The organism is Roseovarius conchicola, assembly GCF_041403425.1.
GTDB classification, from domain to species: Bacteria; Pseudomonadota; Alphaproteobacteria; order Rhodobacterales; family Rhodobacteraceae; genus Roseovarius; species Roseovarius conchicola.
The window spans coordinates 127,182-142,232 of the sequence record NZ_JBGEHK010000002.1 but is presented as its reverse complement, the minus strand read 5'-3'; the positions used below and the strand labels follow the sequence as shown (position 1 = coordinate 142,232).

At 59.3% G+C, this 15,051-nt stretch carries 15 protein-coding genes; 13 read left to right on the top strand and 2 right to left on the bottom strand.

All coding sequences use genetic code 11. The annotated features are described in order from the left end of the window. Positions 1-103 precede the first annotated feature (103 nt). The 11 genes from soxX to V6N02_RS06510 all read left to right on the top strand — a co-directional run bounded on the left by soxX (position 104) and on the right by V6N02_RS06510 (position 10,046). Positions 104-580 (top strand): sulfur oxidation c-type cytochrome SoxX, encoded by a 477-nt coding sequence (gene soxX, locus V6N02_RS06560; RefSeq protein ID WP_371224721.1) that lies wholly within the window; start codon positions 104-106, stop codon positions 578-580. A 35-nt stretch (positions 581-615) separates the two neighbouring features. Then, a complete protein-coding gene (soxY, locus tag V6N02_RS06555) occupies positions 616-1,032 on the top strand; it encodes a thiosulfate oxidation carrier protein SoxY (protein WP_371224720.1) in 417 nt (138 codons plus the stop codon). A 19-nt stretch (positions 1,033-1,051) separates the two neighbouring features. Further along, the gene (gene soxZ / locus V6N02_RS06550; protein WP_371224719.1) at positions 1,052-1,381 is read left to right on the top strand and encodes a thiosulfate oxidation carrier complex protein SoxZ; all 330 of its coding nucleotides are present in this window, start codon (positions 1,052-1,054) and stop codon (positions 1,379-1,381) included. Between the two features lie 27 nt (positions 1,382-1,408). Then, positions 1,409-2,269 carry a sulfur oxidation c-type cytochrome SoxA gene (gene soxA, locus V6N02_RS06545; RefSeq protein WP_371224718.1) on the top strand — a complete coding sequence of 287 codons (861 nt, stop codon included), beginning with the start codon at positions 1,409-1,411 and terminating at the stop codon, positions 2,267-2,269. A gap of 86 nt (positions 2,270-2,355) precedes the next feature. Continuing rightward, positions 2,356-4,053: a thiosulfohydrolase SoxB gene (gene soxB / locus V6N02_RS06540; protein ID WP_371224717.1), complete on the top strand. Its 1,698-nt coding sequence runs from the start codon at positions 2,356-2,358 to the stop codon at positions 4,051-4,053. A 25-nt stretch (positions 4,054-4,078) separates the two neighbouring features. Then, positions 4,079-5,350: a sulfite dehydrogenase gene (soxC, locus tag V6N02_RS06535; protein ID WP_371224716.1), complete on the top strand. Its 1,272-nt coding sequence runs from the start codon at positions 4,079-4,081 to the stop codon at positions 5,348-5,350. Continuing rightward, a complete protein-coding gene (locus tag V6N02_RS06530; protein WP_371224715.1) occupies positions 5,334-6,374 on the top strand; it encodes a c-type cytochrome in 1,041 nt (346 codons plus the stop codon). The genes soxC and V6N02_RS06530 overlap by 17 nt, the downstream gene beginning before the upstream one ends. Positions 6,375-6,386: 12 nt before the next feature. After that, on the top strand, positions 6,387-7,085 hold the full coding sequence (locus V6N02_RS06525; protein WP_371225269.1) for a c-type cytochrome: 699 nt from the start codon (positions 6,387-6,389) through the stop codon (positions 7,083-7,085). A gap of 24 nt (positions 7,086-7,109) precedes the next feature. Further along, positions 7,110-8,378: an FCSD flavin-binding domain-containing protein gene (locus V6N02_RS06520; protein WP_371224714.1), complete on the top strand. Its 1,269-nt coding sequence runs from the start codon at positions 7,110-7,112 to the stop codon at positions 8,376-8,378. Positions 8,379-8,457: 79 nt separating this feature from the next. Further along, positions 8,458-8,889: a DUF302 domain-containing protein gene (locus V6N02_RS06515; RefSeq protein ID WP_371224713.1), complete on the top strand. Its 432-nt coding sequence runs from the start codon at positions 8,458-8,460 to the stop codon at positions 8,887-8,889. Positions 8,890-8,975: 86 nt separating this feature from the next. Further along, the gene (locus V6N02_RS06510; RefSeq protein WP_371224712.1) at positions 8,976-10,046 is read left to right on the top strand and encodes a YeeE/YedE family protein; all 1,071 of its coding nucleotides are present in this window, start codon (positions 8,976-8,978) and stop codon (positions 10,044-10,046) included. 4 nt (positions 10,047-10,050) lie between these two features. On the opposite strand, the gene V6N02_RS06505 is transcribed toward V6N02_RS06510, so the two are convergent. Continuing rightward, a complete protein-coding gene (locus V6N02_RS06505) occupies positions 10,051-10,998 on the bottom strand; it encodes an MBL fold metallo-hydrolase (protein ID WP_371224711.1) in 948 nt (315 codons plus the stop codon). A 1-nt stretch (position 10,999) separates the two neighbouring features. Continuing rightward, a complete protein-coding gene (locus V6N02_RS06500) occupies positions 11,000-11,905 on the bottom strand; it encodes an MBL fold metallo-hydrolase (protein ID WP_371224710.1) in 906 nt (301 codons plus the stop codon). Between the two features lie 142 nt (positions 11,906-12,047). Here V6N02_RS06500 and V6N02_RS06495 point away from each other — a divergent pair, with 142 nt between their 5' ends. Continuing rightward, the gene (locus V6N02_RS06495; RefSeq protein WP_371224709.1) at positions 12,048-13,781 is read left to right on the top strand and encodes a sensor histidine kinase; all 1,734 of its coding nucleotides are present in this window, start codon (positions 12,048-12,050) and stop codon (positions 13,779-13,781) included. Continuing rightward, entirely contained in the window at positions 13,778-15,001 is a 1,224-nt protein-coding gene (locus tag V6N02_RS06490) for a sigma-54-dependent transcriptional regulator (protein WP_371224708.1), read from the top strand. Before V6N02_RS06495 ends, V6N02_RS06490 begins: the two co-directional genes overlap by 4 nt. The last annotated feature ends 50 nt before the right edge of the window (positions 15,002-15,051 follow it).

The following is a 15,051-nucleotide window of genomic DNA, read 5'->3' as shown; positions in this document are numbered from 1 at the left end:
TCGGATCCGGGCCGACAAATTCAAAGATGCGAATTTATCCTTGCCTCGTTCAGATTCCGTATCCTATGATATACAAAAATATGAATGTGTTTTGGGAGGACGCATGAAGCTAGCCATCGCCAGTATTGTGACCGTTGCTGTGTCGGCATTTGCCGTCTCAGCCGGAGAAATTGCCCCGACTGATGTCGCCTTCAACGAAGGCGCGATAGAACAATCTCTTTCCGGTGCGCCCGGGGATGTGGCCAGCGGCCGCGAGATTGTCGGAAACAAGTCCCTTGGAAATTGCGTGGCCTGCCATGCGGTAACTGACCTTGCTGATATTCCCTTCCACGGCGAAATCGGACCGGCTCTTGATGGGGCTGGTGAGCGTTGGAGCGAAGCCGAGCTTCGCGGCATCGTGGCCAACGCCAAGATTATGTTCGATGGTACGATGATGCCCTCGTTCTACAAGACCGAAGGGTTCATCCGCCCCGGCAACGCCTATACTGGCGAGGCCGCGGATGACACGTTTGGCCCGCTCTTGTCGGCTCAGCAAATCGAAGACGTGGTCGCCTACCTGGTGACGCTCAAAGAGTATTAAGTGGGCTCCGGCTGCACAGATCAGGAGAAATTGACATGAAACTGACCAGAAGAGACGCCATCGCCTTGGGCGCCGGTGCGGTTGTGATCGCGGGCTTGCCCGTGACGGCAATGGCGGCAGGCGAAGAGCAGATCGCGGCATTTACCGGTGGTGCAGATATCGCTGATGGCGGTGTGACGCTGAACGCCCCGGAAATTGCTGAGAACGGCAACACCGTTCCGATCGAAGTCAGCGCCGAAGGTGCTGCCGAGATCATGGTGCTGGCACTTGGCAACCCGACCCCGCCGGTGGCGACGTTCAAGTTTGGGCCGCTGTCGGCGTCACGCAGCGCCTCGACCCGCATTCGCCTGGCACAGACGCAGGAAATTCTTGCTGTTGCCAAGATGGAAGACGGTTCGTTCGCGAAGGCATCGGCCACCGTCAAAGTAACAATCGGCGGCTGCGGCGGCTAAGGCATAAGGAGAATTCAAGATGGCAAAAGGTGTAAAACCCCGCGTCAAAGTTCCGAAAACGGCAGCCGCAGGCGAAGCCGTTACGCTGAAAACCCTGATCAGCCACAAGATGGAATCAGGCCAGCGCAAGGACAAAGAGGGCAATCTGATCCCGCGTTCGATCATCAATCGCTTCACCTGTGACTTTAACGGTGAGAACGTGATTGATGTTACGATGGAACCGGCGATCTCGACCAACCCGTATTTCGAATTCGAGGCCACCGTGCCCGAAGCCGGTGAGTTCAAGTTCACTTGGTATGACGATGACGGGTCGGTCTACGAGACCGCCAAGTCGATCAGCGTCGGCTGAATTCTGGCAACGTAGGGAGGGATACAAATGAATATAACAAAAAGACTTGTCGCCAGTACCGCCGTAGCATCCGTCATTGCCTTTGGCGCGGCTTTTGCCGGCCCGGTGGATGATACGCTGACGCTGAATGAAGAGGTTGAAATGGTTACGACCACGACCGCGCCTGCCCACATGGCGGATGCGGTCGAGACGATCTATTCGGGTTGGCATTTCCGTGGCGAGGAAACCCGCCGCATGCAGGAAGATGACTTCGACAACCCCGGCATGATCTTTGTCGAACAGGCGATGGACGCCTGGGAGACGGTGGATGGGACCGAGGGTAAGTCCTGCGCGTCCTGTCACGAGGCCGCCGAGGACAGCATGGTTGGTGTTCGCGCCACGTACCCGAAGTGGAACGAGGCCGCGGGCGAAGTGCGCACCGTTGAGATGCAAATCAACGATTGCCGCGAAAACCGCATGGGCGCTGAAAAGTGGAAGTACACCGGCGGTGATATGGTCAATATGACTGCACTGATCGCCTCGGTCTCGCGTGGTTTGCCGATCAACGTGGCTATTGACGGCCCCGCGCAATCGACATGGGAGGCGGGCAAGGAACTTTACTATACCCGCACCGGTCAGCTGGAACTCAGCTGTGCCAACTGCCACGAAGATAGCTATGGCATGATGATCCGCGCGGATCACCTCAGCCAGGGTCAGATCAACGGCTTCCCCGTGTATCGTCTGAAAAACACCAAGCTGAACGCGGTGCATGCACGCTTTAAGGGGTGTGTGCGCGATACCCGCGCCGAGACGTACAAACCCGGCAGCCCCGAGTTTATCGCGCTTGAGCTTTATGTCGCCTCGCGCGGCAACGGTCTGTCGGTCGAAGGCCCGTCGATCCGTAACTAAGGTCTGCCCCGCTCCGGGTTTTCCGGGGCGGGGTTTTCTCTACCTAGAAACATTCAAGAAACGGCATATAAGAAAGAGGCCCCTACATGATCTCGCGCCGCGATTTTCTTCAGACCAGCATGGCCGCCAGCGCCATCCTTGGGGCGTCCAGCTATGGGCAATGGGGCCGCTTGGCCGCGCAGCAGGCCCTGACGCAGGATCAGTTGTTGGAGTTTGAGAGTTTCGGAAATATCTCTCTGATCCATGTGACGGATATCCATGCGCAGATGAAGCCGATCTATTTCCGTGAACCGTCGATCAATATCGGCGTGGGCGACAATCGCGGGGCTGTGCCGCACATCACCGGTGCGGATTTCCGCAAGGCCTATGGCATCGAGGATGGCAGCCCGTCGCATTACGCGCTGACCCACAATGATTTCTCGGCACTGGCCGAGGGCTATGGCCGGGTTGGGGGTCTTGACCGTGTGGCCACCGTGATCAATTCGATCCGCGCCGACCGCCCCGATGCCTTGCTGCTGGATGGAGGCGACACCTGGCACGGCAGCTACACCTGCTATCACACCGAAGGCCAGGATATGGTCAACGTGATGAACGCGCTCAAGCCCGACGCGATGACCTTCCATTGGGAGTTCACGCTGGGCAGCGACCGTGTGCATGAGATTGTCGAGAGCTTGCCCTTCGCCGCCCTTGGTCAGAACATTTTTGACGCCGAATGGGACGAACCTGCCGAGATGTTCCCACCCTATCAGTTCTTTGAACGTGGTGGCGTGAAAGTGGCGGTGATTGGTCAGGCCTTCCCCTATATGCCCATCGCCAATCCGGGCTGGATGTTCCCCGAATACTCTTTCGGCATTCGCGACGAGCGGATGCAGGAAATGGTCGACGAGGTGCGTGGCCAAGGCGCCGAGCTGGTTGTGGTGCTCAGCCATAACGGTTTTGACGTCGACAAGAAGATGGCCGGGATCGTGACCGGCATCGACGTGATCCTGTCGGGCCATACCCACGATGCGCTGCCTGAACCGGTTCTGATCGGAGAGACGCTGATCGTTGCCTCGGGCTCGAACGGCAAATTCGTAAGTCGCGTTGATCTGGATGTGCGCAATGGCCAGATGCTGGGCTTCCGTCACAAGCTGATCCCGATCTTCTCGGATGTGATCACGCCGGACGCCGATGTGGCCGCGTTGATTGATGAACAGCGCGCGCCTTATGAGGATAAGCTGACCGAGGTGATCGGGCAGACCGATACGATGTTGTACCGGCGCGGCAATTTTAACGGTTCGTGGGATGATCTGATCTGTGATGCGCTGATATCCGAGCGTGAGGCGGATATCGCCCTGTCGCCCGGTGTACGCTGGGGGCCAAGTATCCTGCCCGGTCAGGACATCACCCGCGAAGATATCTGGAACGTCACCTCGATGACCTATGGCGAGGCCTATCGTACGGAAATGACTGGCGAGTTTCTGAAGGTCGTCATGGAGGATGTGGCCGATAACATCTTCAACCCGGACCCTTATTACCAACAAGGTGGTGACATGGTGCGGATCGGCGGCATGGGCTATCGCATCGACGTCACCAAGCCGCAGGGCGAACGGATCAGCGATATGACCCTGCTGAAAACCGGAGAAGGGATCGATCCTTCAAGGTCGTATGTTGTCGCCGGATGGGCATCCGTCAATGAAGACACCGAAGGGCCGATGATCTGGGATGTGGTCGAAAACCATATCAGTCAGCAAGGCACCATCACCCTTGATCCCAATACCAGCGTCGAAGTGATCGGCGCGTAAATTTTCGCGAGAAGGAGATATCTCAATGTCAGAGAGCTTCACACGCAAACCCACCTCCCGCCGTGCGTTTCTGCGCGGTAGCGCGGCGATGGCCGCAGGGGCGATGGCCGCAGGCAGCGCCAAGGCGGCCACCCCCGACCCGCTGATCACCGAGGTGCAGGAATGGGCCAGCGGGCTGGGCGATGGCGTGGATGCAACGCCTTATGGCCTGCCAATCGAGTTTGAAAGTGATGTGGTCCGCCGCAATGTCGAGTGGCTGACCGCCGATACGATCAGTTCGATCAACTTCACACCGATCCACGCGCTGGACGGCACGATCACACCACAGGGCTGTGCGTTTGAGCGGCACCATTCGGGCGCGATTGAGTTGGCCAAGGCCGATTATCGCCTGATGATAAACGGTATGGTCGAGACCCCTCTGGTGTTTACTTATGAGGATCTGGAACGGTTCCCACGTGAGAACCACGTTTATTTCTGCGAATGCGCGGCCAATACCGGGATGGAATGGGCTGGTGCGCAGCTGAACGGGGCACAGTTCACCCATGGCATGATTCACAACATGGAATATACTGGGATCCCTCTGCGCACCCTGCTGGAAGAGGCCGGCTACGACACGGCGGGCACATGGGTCTATGTCGAGGGGGCTGATGCGTCCTCAAATGGCCGTTCAATCCCAATGGAAAAGGCGCTGGACGATGTGCTTGTCGCGTTCAAGGCCAATGGCGAGGCTTTGCGTAAAGAGCACGGATACCCGGTGCGCCTGGTCGTGCCGGGTTGGGAAGGCAACATGTGGGTCAAATGGCTGCGCCGGATCGAGGTGATGGATGGCCCGGTGGAAAGCCGTGAAGAGACCAGCAAATACACCGACGTTCTGGAAGACGGGATCGCGCGCAAATGGACCTGGGCGATGGATGCCAAATCGGTTGTCACCTCGCCCAGCCCGCAAGCACCGATTGCCCACGGGCACGGCCCGCTGGTGATCACTGGTTTGGCCTGGTCCGGACGTGGCGCAATCACCCGCGTTGATGTGTCAAAGGATGGCGGCAAGACATGGGAAACCGCGCGGCTTGCCAAGCCCGGAGAGAAGATGGCGCTGACACGCTTCTATCTGGATACCGAGTGGAATGGCGAAGAGATGTTGCTGCAATCACGGGCCATGGATGACACCGGTTATGTCCAGCCCACCAAGGCGCAGCTGCGCGAGGTGCGGGGCGAAAACTCGATCTATCACAACAATTGCATTCAAACCTGGTGGGTACGCGAGACCGGGGAGGCCGAAAATGTCGAAGTATCTTAAGGCCACTGCCATCACCCTGTCGCTGGCGCTGTGCACAACGCCCGCCCTTGCCGGGAAATTCGGCCTTGGCCGCGCTGCCCTGCCGGAAGAGATCGCGGCGTGGGATCTGGAGGTCCGCCCGGATGGCACGGGCTTACCCGCTGGCTCGGGTGATGTTCTGACCGGGGAAGAGTTGTTCTCGGATAGCTGTGCGATCTGCCATGGCGAGTTTGCCGAGGGTGTCGATAACTGGCCCAAGTTGGCCGGGGGTGATGACACGCTGGCCGATAAGGACCCGGTGAAAACCGTTGGGTCCTACTGGCCGCATCTGTCGACTACGTGGGATTACGTGAACCGGTCGATGCCCTTTGGCGGCGCACAGACGCTGGAGACTGACGAGGTCTATGCGATTGTCGCCTATATCCTCTATTCCAACGATCTGGTGGATGAAGATTTTGTTCTGTCGAATGAAAACTTCACCGATGTGGTTCTGCCCAATGCCGAGGGGTTCATCGTCGATGACCGGCTTGAGGCCGAAAGCCATTTCTGGAACGCAGAGCCCTGCATGGAGAACTGCAAAGACAGTGTCGAGATCACCATGCGCGCGATGGTTCTGGATGTGACGCCCGAGGAAGAAGCTTCGGCCGCTGAACCTGCGGCTACAGAAGACGTGGTTGAGGTGGCGGCTGTCGCGGAGGAGGAACCAGCGGTCGCGGCATTGGACGCCGAACTGATCGCGGCGGGTGAGAAGGTGTTCAAGAAATGCAAAGCCTGCCATCAGATTGGTGAAGATGCGACCAACAAGGTCGGTCCAATACTGACTGGGATTGTAGGTGGTGCGGCAGGCGGCGTAGAGGGGTTCAAATACTCCAAGGTTCTGACCCAAATGGCCGAGGACGGGTTGGTCTGGGACGAAGAAAGCCTGACCGCCTTCCTCGCTAAACCCCGCGATTTCATGAAGGGCACTAAGATGAGCTTTGCGGGCCTGAAGAAAGACGAAGACCTGTCAGCGATCATTGCGTATCTTTCCAGCTATGGTGACTGATCTGTGAGGTATCTGCACGCCTTCCTCGGTTTGGTTCTTGCCCTCGGTCTGGCCGCTGGCGCTGCGCGGGCCGAGGCCTTGGGCGATCCCGAAGCGGGGCGCGAAGTGTTCACGTATTGCTCGGGCTGTCACCAGGTTGGGAAAGGCGCGATTGACGGAATTGGCCCCCATCTGAACGGTATCTTCGGCCGTGAGGCGGGTGCACATGAAGGGTTTGTCTATTCGGAATCGATGCAGCGTGCGGGCATAGATGGTCTGATTTGGACCATTACGACCCTCGACGCCTACATCGAGAATCCTCGCGCCTTGGTATCGAAGACCCGGATGAGCTTTGATGGTCTCGAAGATCCGCAAGAACGCGCCGATCTGATGGCTTACTTACGCATTTATTCCGACAATCCGGCGGACATCCCCGAGGCGGAACCGACCGCGCTTGCGACGGATCACAATCTTGATCCGGCTATTCTGGCGCTGGAAGGTGACCCGGAATATGGTGAATACTTGGCGACTGAATGCCTGACCTGTCATCAGGCGGATGGCAGCGCCGAGGGCATTCCGTCGATTACGCTTTGGCCGGAAGAAGATTTCGTGATTGCCATGCATGCTTATAAGTCCAAATTGCGGCCCCACCCTGTGATGCAGATGATGGCGGGCCGTTTGAATAATGAAGAGATCGCGGCGCTGGCGGCCTACTTCAAAACGCTTAACTAACAGCGCATTTCAGGGAGGACGACTATGAAACTGAACAGACGTACCTTTATCGGAACGGGCGCGGCTGCTGCGGCTAGCTTGTCCGCGCCCGCCGTTCTGGCGGACAGTCACGGTAAATCCAAAGTGGTTGTGATCGGGGGCGGGGCCGGTGGCGCCACCGCCGCGCGTTACATTGCCAAGGACAGCGAGGGTGCGATTGACGTGACGCTGGTCGAACCCACGCGCACCTATTTCACTTGCTTCTTTTCCAACCTCTATATCGGTGGGTTCCAGGAGATGGATGACCTGGGCCACAATTACGGCACACTGGCCGCCGAATTTGGCGTGAATGTTGTGCACGACTGGGCGATTGGCGTGGACCGTGATTCCAAGATGGTCACACTCGCCGGCGGTGGCAGCCTGCCCTATGACAAGTTGATCCTGAGCCCCGGCATTGATTTCATCGAAGACTCGGTCCCGGGGTGGAGCATGGCCGATCAGGATATGATGCCCCATGCGTACAAGGGCGGCACACAAGCGACCTTGCTGAAGGCACAGATCATGGCGATGCCTGAAGGCGGAACTTATGCCATGGTGGCCCCGCCTAATCCCTACCGTTGCCCCCCGGGCCCGTATGAGCGGGTTTCGATGGTCGCCCATGTGCTGAAGAAAGCCAATCCGACCGCCAAGATCATCATTGCCGATCCCAAGCCGAAATTCTCGAAGATGGGTCTGTTTCAGGAAGGCTGGGGCGATCTTTATGCCGGTATGATCGACTGGATCGGTGAAGATTTCGGCGGTGGCAATGTCTCGGTTGATCCCGCCGCGATGACCGTCACAATTGATGGCGAAGAGATCAAGGTCGATGCCTGCAATGTCATCCCGGCGCAAAAGGCCGGTCGTATTGCCGAATTGGCGGGCGTCACCGATGGCAACTGGGCTCCGGTCAATGCCGTGGACATGAGCACCAAGGCCGATCCGGATGTCTATGTTCTGGGCGATGCCAGCCAGCAGGGCGATATGCCGAAATCCGGGTTTTCGGCCAATTCACAGGCCAAGGTCTGTGCCAATGCCGTGCGCGGCGCACTGACCGGATCGAAAGTGTTCCCAGGCAAGTTCTCGAACACCTGTTGGTCGCTGATCGACACGGATAACGGTGTCAAAGTCGGTGCCACTTACGAGCCTACGGAAGAAAAGATCGCCAAGGTCGACGGCTTCATCTCGGAAACCGGCGAGGACGCGGCCACTCGCAAGGCCACTTACGAGGAATCGCTGGGTTGGTATGCGGGTATCACGTCGGACATGTTCGGCTAAAAAAACGGTGCGGGCCTGACTTGTATCAAGGCCCGCGCATCGCATCCCTGCATACTTCGGATCAGGAGGAGTTAAGCCTATGAAGAATCTATTTCTTACAGCCGCCCTTTGCACATTTGCCCTGCCTGCCATGGCAGCGGATCAGGCGGTGATCTATCCGTTTGAAGGCAGCTTTGAGGATGCAGCTTTTGCCGTCGAAAGTGCGATCGTCGGCAAGGGGCTGGTGATCGATTACGTCAGTCACACTGGCGAAATGCTGTCCCGGACCGCAGCTGATGTGGGCAGCGAGGTTGAGTTGTTTAACGAGGCGGACATCTTCCTGTTCTGCTCGGCCAGTCTGTCGCGCAAGGTCATGGAAGCGGACATCATGAACATCGCCCATTGCCCCTATGGTATCTTTGTTGCCGATCAGGACGGCGCGGTGATGATCGGGTATCGCACCTATCCGGAGGGCCCAATGCAAGAGGTTCAGGCCATGTTGGATGAGATCGTACAAGAGGCGCTGGAATAGAGCGATCCGCTTTTCTTGACGGATATCAAGGTGTCCGGAATGAGGGCGTGATAGCCCCGGTGCCGTGGCGTTGAAAGGCGGCCAGAATGATCGAGACACTGATTGACACCTATGGCGACGGGGCCGTCCTGATGATGGCCGGGGCGCTTGTGGGTCTGATCTTTGGCGCTGCTGCACAGCATTCCCGGTTCTGTCTGCGCGCAGCCTCGGTCGAGGTGTCCGGCCGCCAGTTCGGCCCGCGCCTGTCGATCTGGCTGATTGCCTTTTGTACCGGCGTGGCCGTCGTGCAGGCCGCAATTGCGCTGGAGATACTGGATGTCACGGAAAGCCGTCAGCTCTCCGCGATCGGCAGCCTGTCAGGCGCGATCATCGGCGGGTTGATGTTTGGCTGCGGCATGATCCTGGCGCGGGGCTGCGCCAGCCGATTGCTGATCCTGTCGGCCACGGGCAATCTGCGCGCAGTGGTCAGCGGGCTGGTTCTGACCCTTGTGGCACAATCGGCGTTGCGCGGTGTGCTGTCTCCCGCGCGTGAAGGGATTGGCAGCTTCTGGACAGTCAACGGTGGTGAAGCGCGCGATATTCTGGCGCTGATCAGCGTGGGGCATGGCACGGCGGCAATCATCTTTGCGGTTGGTATTGGCATTGGCCTCTGGCTTGCAATTTCGCGTGGAGTTCCGGTGACCCAGATCATCGCAGGTGCGGTGGTCGGGCTGGCCGTTGCTCTGGGTTGGATGCTGACCTACCAGATCGCCCATACCTCGTTCGAGGTGGTCGCGATTTCCTCGGTTACCTTTACAGGGCCTTCGGCGGATACATTGATGGGCTTGGTCAACAGCCCCAACCTGCCACTTGGTTTTGGCGTGGGGCTGGTGCCCGGCGTGTTTATCGGCGCGGCGGTGACTGCCCTTCTGACGCGCGAATTCCAAATTCAACGCTTTGGCCCTGACACTCCAATGGAACGCTATCTGATTGGAGCAACCCTGATGGGGTTTGGCAGCATGCTAGCCGGAGGCTGTGCCGTTGGCGCGGGCATGTCAGGTGGCGCGGTGTTTTCGCTGACCGCCTGGGTGGCGGTGTTCTTCATGTGGATCGGCGCGATGTTAACCCATGTTGTGCTCAGCAGGTTTGATGCTGCGCATGGTCAGGCGCTGGCCTGACCCATCATTCAAACTCCATCTGCTCGTAAACGCGGCCGGCGTTTTTCGTGGCCAGTTCCTCAAATGTGTCCAAATGAGCATAGGGTGATTGATCGACATAGTAGGCATCGGCCAGATCGCCGCCATTCTCCAGATGCTCGCCCACCTTACCGCGCAGGTAGACCAGATAGTCATACGTGTACCGCCGCACTTGATCCATATTGGTCGGATGGCCATGACCCGGAATGACGTAGGTGGCGTTCAGGGCTTCGAATTCGTTTTCCCAGGTCTCGACCCAGTCTGCCGTGTAGGTATGCTCGAAAATCGGTAACATCCGTTCGTGAAATGCCATATCGCCCGAGATCACCAGACTCTGCTCGGGCAGCCAGACCACGATATCGCCGGGGCTGTGCGCAGGGCCAAGATAGAGGGCCTCGATCCGGAAATCGCCCATTTCGATGATGTATTCATCCGCGAAGGTTTCGGTCGGTCCCTGCACCGTGGTGCCTTCGGCCTTGTCGCGGTTATAGCGTTCCATCCCCGACAGGATCGAGCCGCCATATTCCTCGAATTCCGCCGCGGCCTCTTCATGGGCCACGATGGGCACGCCCTGTTGGGACCAATAGGAATTGCCCAGCATCGCGTGGCCCTGACCATTTTCGTTCAGGACCAGTTTGACGGGCTGATCGGTGATCGCCCTGATCTCGTCATGCAGCGCCTTGGCCAGCCCGTAGGCCGCACCGCCATTGACCACCACCACGCCGTCGCCGGTGATGATGAAGCTAAGGTTGTTGTTATGGCCCGCGTTTTCATAGGTCGGCGGGGCAGTGGCGCCGATGGCCGACCAGATATGCGGGATCACCTCGACGGGTTTGTTGTAAAGCATGGAGTCGGGATATTTGTCGGCGATATCCTCATGGGCCAGCGCGGCCCCGGGTGTGAGCAATATGGCAATCAGGCTGGTGCGGATCATCTTAGGCTCCTTCCACAAAACGATAGGCTCCATCGGCGCGCTCGACCCGACCCAGCCCGCCATTCGGCAGGTGGAACCCGATGATCTGCGTCTGGTCGGTGGCAAGCATGTCCAAAAGGCGTTGGCGCGTGGCGATCCCGGTCTCGGCGTCTTGATCCGACCCGCTGGGCCAGTCGGGGCGCACAAATGCGACATGCCCGTTGACGATGGCATCGCCGACCACCAGAAGCGCGTCCGACCCTGATCGGATTTCAAAGGACATATGTCCCGGTGTGTGGCCAAAACTGGCATGGGTCATGACACCTGGCAGCACCTCTTGCCCGTCTTTGATGAAACTCATCCGCTCGGCAATCGCCTCAAGCCGACGGGCCGCACCCACAGCGAACGAGGCGCGGTCGTTACCGATTGTGTTGATCGTGTCGGGGTCTGTCCAATAGTCCCATTCGGTCTGGCCGATCAAATACTCGGCCTCTGCAAACATCGGATCATCGAAATCATCCAGCACGCCCCAAAGGTGGTCGGGATGGCCATGGGTCAGCACCACATGGGTGATGTCTTCGGGCGCAATGCCCAGCCCGTCCAACGTGTCGACCAGCTGTCCGGCGCTGTCCATGAACCCGGTGCCGGAGCCCGCATCAAACAGAACGGTGCGGGTGCCATCCTGCATCAGCGTGACGTTGCAGGGCGGGGTGATCTGATCGCGCAGAATGTTGTGATCGTTGAGGATCGGGGCAAGGTCCTCTTGCGGCAGGCCGCCAAAGGCGAAATCGCCGGGCAGGATAAGATTGCCATCGCTGACCGAGGTCACCGTGATCTCGCCCAGGGTGACATTGGCGAAAGCAGGCCCGCTGATCATCGGGGCAATCGCGCTGGCCCCCAGCCCCGCCAGAACATGACGTCTGTTCATCTGTATATCTCCCCCCGGCATTAAATTCGATTTATTGAATATGATGGCGGCTGTGGGCCGAAAGGGCAAGGGATTTCGGGTATGGCCCGCGCAATTGCCACCGTTTCCAAGGCGACGTAGTCTGGGGCCAAGGGGAACAGTCATGCACCGGGTCCAAGTCATACTGGCCTTTCTGGCCGCTGTCGCGATTTTCACCGCCGGGGTCTGGTGGGTGGGGTATCGTGCAGCCGTGGTTCAGGTGGCCGAACAGGGCGATGCGGTACTGAGTTCTGCGTCGGATCGACTGGTGGGGCAACTGAGCCGATATCGGCTGATGGCTGTCGTGCTGGGTGACCATCCGGACATTCGTACATTGGCAGACGGGGACGGATCGCCCGAAGCTATCGAGAGTCTACTGCGCGCCACTGCCGACCTGAGCGGTGCGCTTGAGATTGCGTTTGTCGCGCCGGATGGCACCCGCATTGCCAGTTCAGCGGGCGACGAGGCGGCGCGTCGGGGCAGCGATGCACAGGCCCTGGCCCGCGCCATGACCGGCGCGTTGGGGTTCAGTCACGGCAAAGTCGCCAATCAGGCGCTGCGCTATTTCACCTTCATGTCTCCGGTACTTGTAGACGACCGGGTGGCGGGTGCGTTGGCCGTGCGCGTCGATATGGAAGCGGTCGAGGAATCCGATTGGCGCAGCGTCCCGCAGGTGGTGTTGTTTACTGACGAGGCGGGCACCATTTTTGTCACCAACCGGTCGGAACTGCTGTTCCGCGCCTTCGACCCGGAGGGGCAGGGCGACGGGTTTGGGCCTGAACACCACTGGACGTTGCGGGACATTCCGTTGTGGTCGCTGGACGAAAACCGGTATTTCCCGGAGCGCGCGGTTTACAGCACTCTGCCGTTGCCCATCATCGGCATGACGGGTCACGCGTTGATCAGCACCGCGCCTGCGGAACGGATTGCGGGGTTGCAGGCCGCGGTGACGGCGGCCCTGTGTCTGGCCTTCGGGGCGTTCCTGTTTCTGGCCACAGAGCGGCGGCGTACGCTTGCCTTGGCTAATGCTCGGCTTGAGGCGCGGGTGTCGGAACGCACGCAGGAACTGACCCAAGCCAACACCCATCTGCGTCAGGAAATCGGCGAACGGGAAGAGGCCGAAGCCGCCCTGCGCCGGGCGCAAGCCGACCTTGTGCAAGCCGGTAAATTGTCGGCGTTGGGTCAGATGTCGGCCGGGATCAGCCATGAATTGAATCAACCGCTGACGGCGATCCAGTCTTTCTCGGAGAATGCACAGCTGTTTTTGGACAAGGACAAGCCGGATCAGGTGCGCACCAATCTGGGCCGCATTGCCGAGCTGTCCCGCCGCATGGGGCGGATCATCAAGAACCTGCGCGCCTTTGCCCGGCAAGAGCATGAGCCCATGACGCGGGTGGACATTGTGTCGGTGATCGAGGCTGTTCTGGAACTGACAGCACCGCGCGTCCGTTCGGAAGCGGTAAGCGTGGAGTATCAGACTCCAACTGCGCCGGTCTATGTGCAGGGTGGGGAAGTGCGCCTTCAACAGGTGATCATGAACCTTGTGACCAATGCGATTGACGCCATGGCAGGTCGAGCCGACAAAAAGGTGCAAATCTCTGTCACCGAGAACGACGGCACCGTTTGCGTTGCCGTGCGCGATACCGGACCGGGACTGGATGATCCGGACAAGATTTTTGATCCGTTCTACACCACTAAAGAGGTCGGACAGTCCGAAGGTATGGGCCTGGGCCTGTCGATTTCCTACGGGCTGGTGCAAAGCTTTGGTGGCGCGATCAGCGGACGCAATCATCCCGAGGGCGGCGCGGTGTTCAACGTCGAACTGGCCGCGGCTTCGAAGCAGGAGGTGGCGGCATGACCAATGGCGTGTTGTTGGTGGATGATGATCGATCCGTGCGCGAGGCGTTGGGCCAGACCCTGATGCTGGCCGATCACGATGTCACCACCGCGGCCAGCTTCATCGAGGCCAAGGATCATATCAGCGCGCAGTTTGATGGCGTCGTGATCTCGGATATCCGGATGCCGGGCAAGGATGGGTTCGCCTTGCTGGCCCATGCGCGCGAGGTGGATCCTGATCTGCCGGTGATCCTGCTGACCGGTGAGGGGGATATCCCGATGGCCGTGCGGGGCATGTCGGAGGGCGCGTTCAGCTTTCTCGAGAAACCCTGCCCCCCAAAGGATCTTTTGGGGGTGGTTGCCACGGCGCTCAAGACCCGTGCGCTGGTTTTGGAGAACCGGCGACTGCGTCGGGAATTGAACAGTGACGACGTCGCGGAACGCATGCTGTTTGGTACCTCGGCACAGGCGCAGGGTCTGCGGGATCGGGTCAGGGCGGCGGCGCGGGCCAATACCGACGTGCTGATCACCGGTGCGCCGGGCACTGGTATTTCCAAGGTTGCGCACGTGATCCACCTCCTGTCGCGCCCGACCGAACCTTTCGAAAAACGCGCAGGTGTTTCACTGACGCCTGCGTCACTGGGAGAGGCGATTGAGGCAGCTCGTAACGGTACCTTGTTGATTGACGAGGTTTCGGCGATGACACCAGACGCGCAACTGGCTTTGATGGAACACTTGGAAGCCGGACCTGCGGCGCGGGTGCTGTCGGGTAGCTTTCGTGCGATTGAGGACGAGGCGCGCGAGGGTCGCTTTAACCCTGATCTTTATTATCGCCTAAGCGTCATGGGGGTCTACATCCCCGCGCTCAACGAACGGCCCGAGGATATTCCGGTGCTGTTCCGTCAATATGTGCAATCAGCTTGCGAGCAGGCGCAGATCGCCATGCCAGATATTTCGCCTGATGTGATTTCCCGCCTGATGGCGCGGGATTGGCCCGGCAACAGCCGCGACCTGATGAATGCCGCTACCCGCTTTGCGCTTGGTCTGTCCGAAGAACCCGGCGATGCCACGCCGGGCCTGACCGAGCAGATGATGCAGGTCGAGCGGGCACTGCTGATCCAGGCCCTGCAACAGCATAGCGGCAACGCGACCGAGGCCGCGGCTGCGCTGAAGCTTCCACGCAAGACATTTTATGACAAGCTGGCTCGTCACGCCATTCGCGCCGAGGCTTATCGGGGATGAGCTCTGTCTGGCGGGTCGACTGGGAATGTCGGCGATGCTAGGCTGATGGT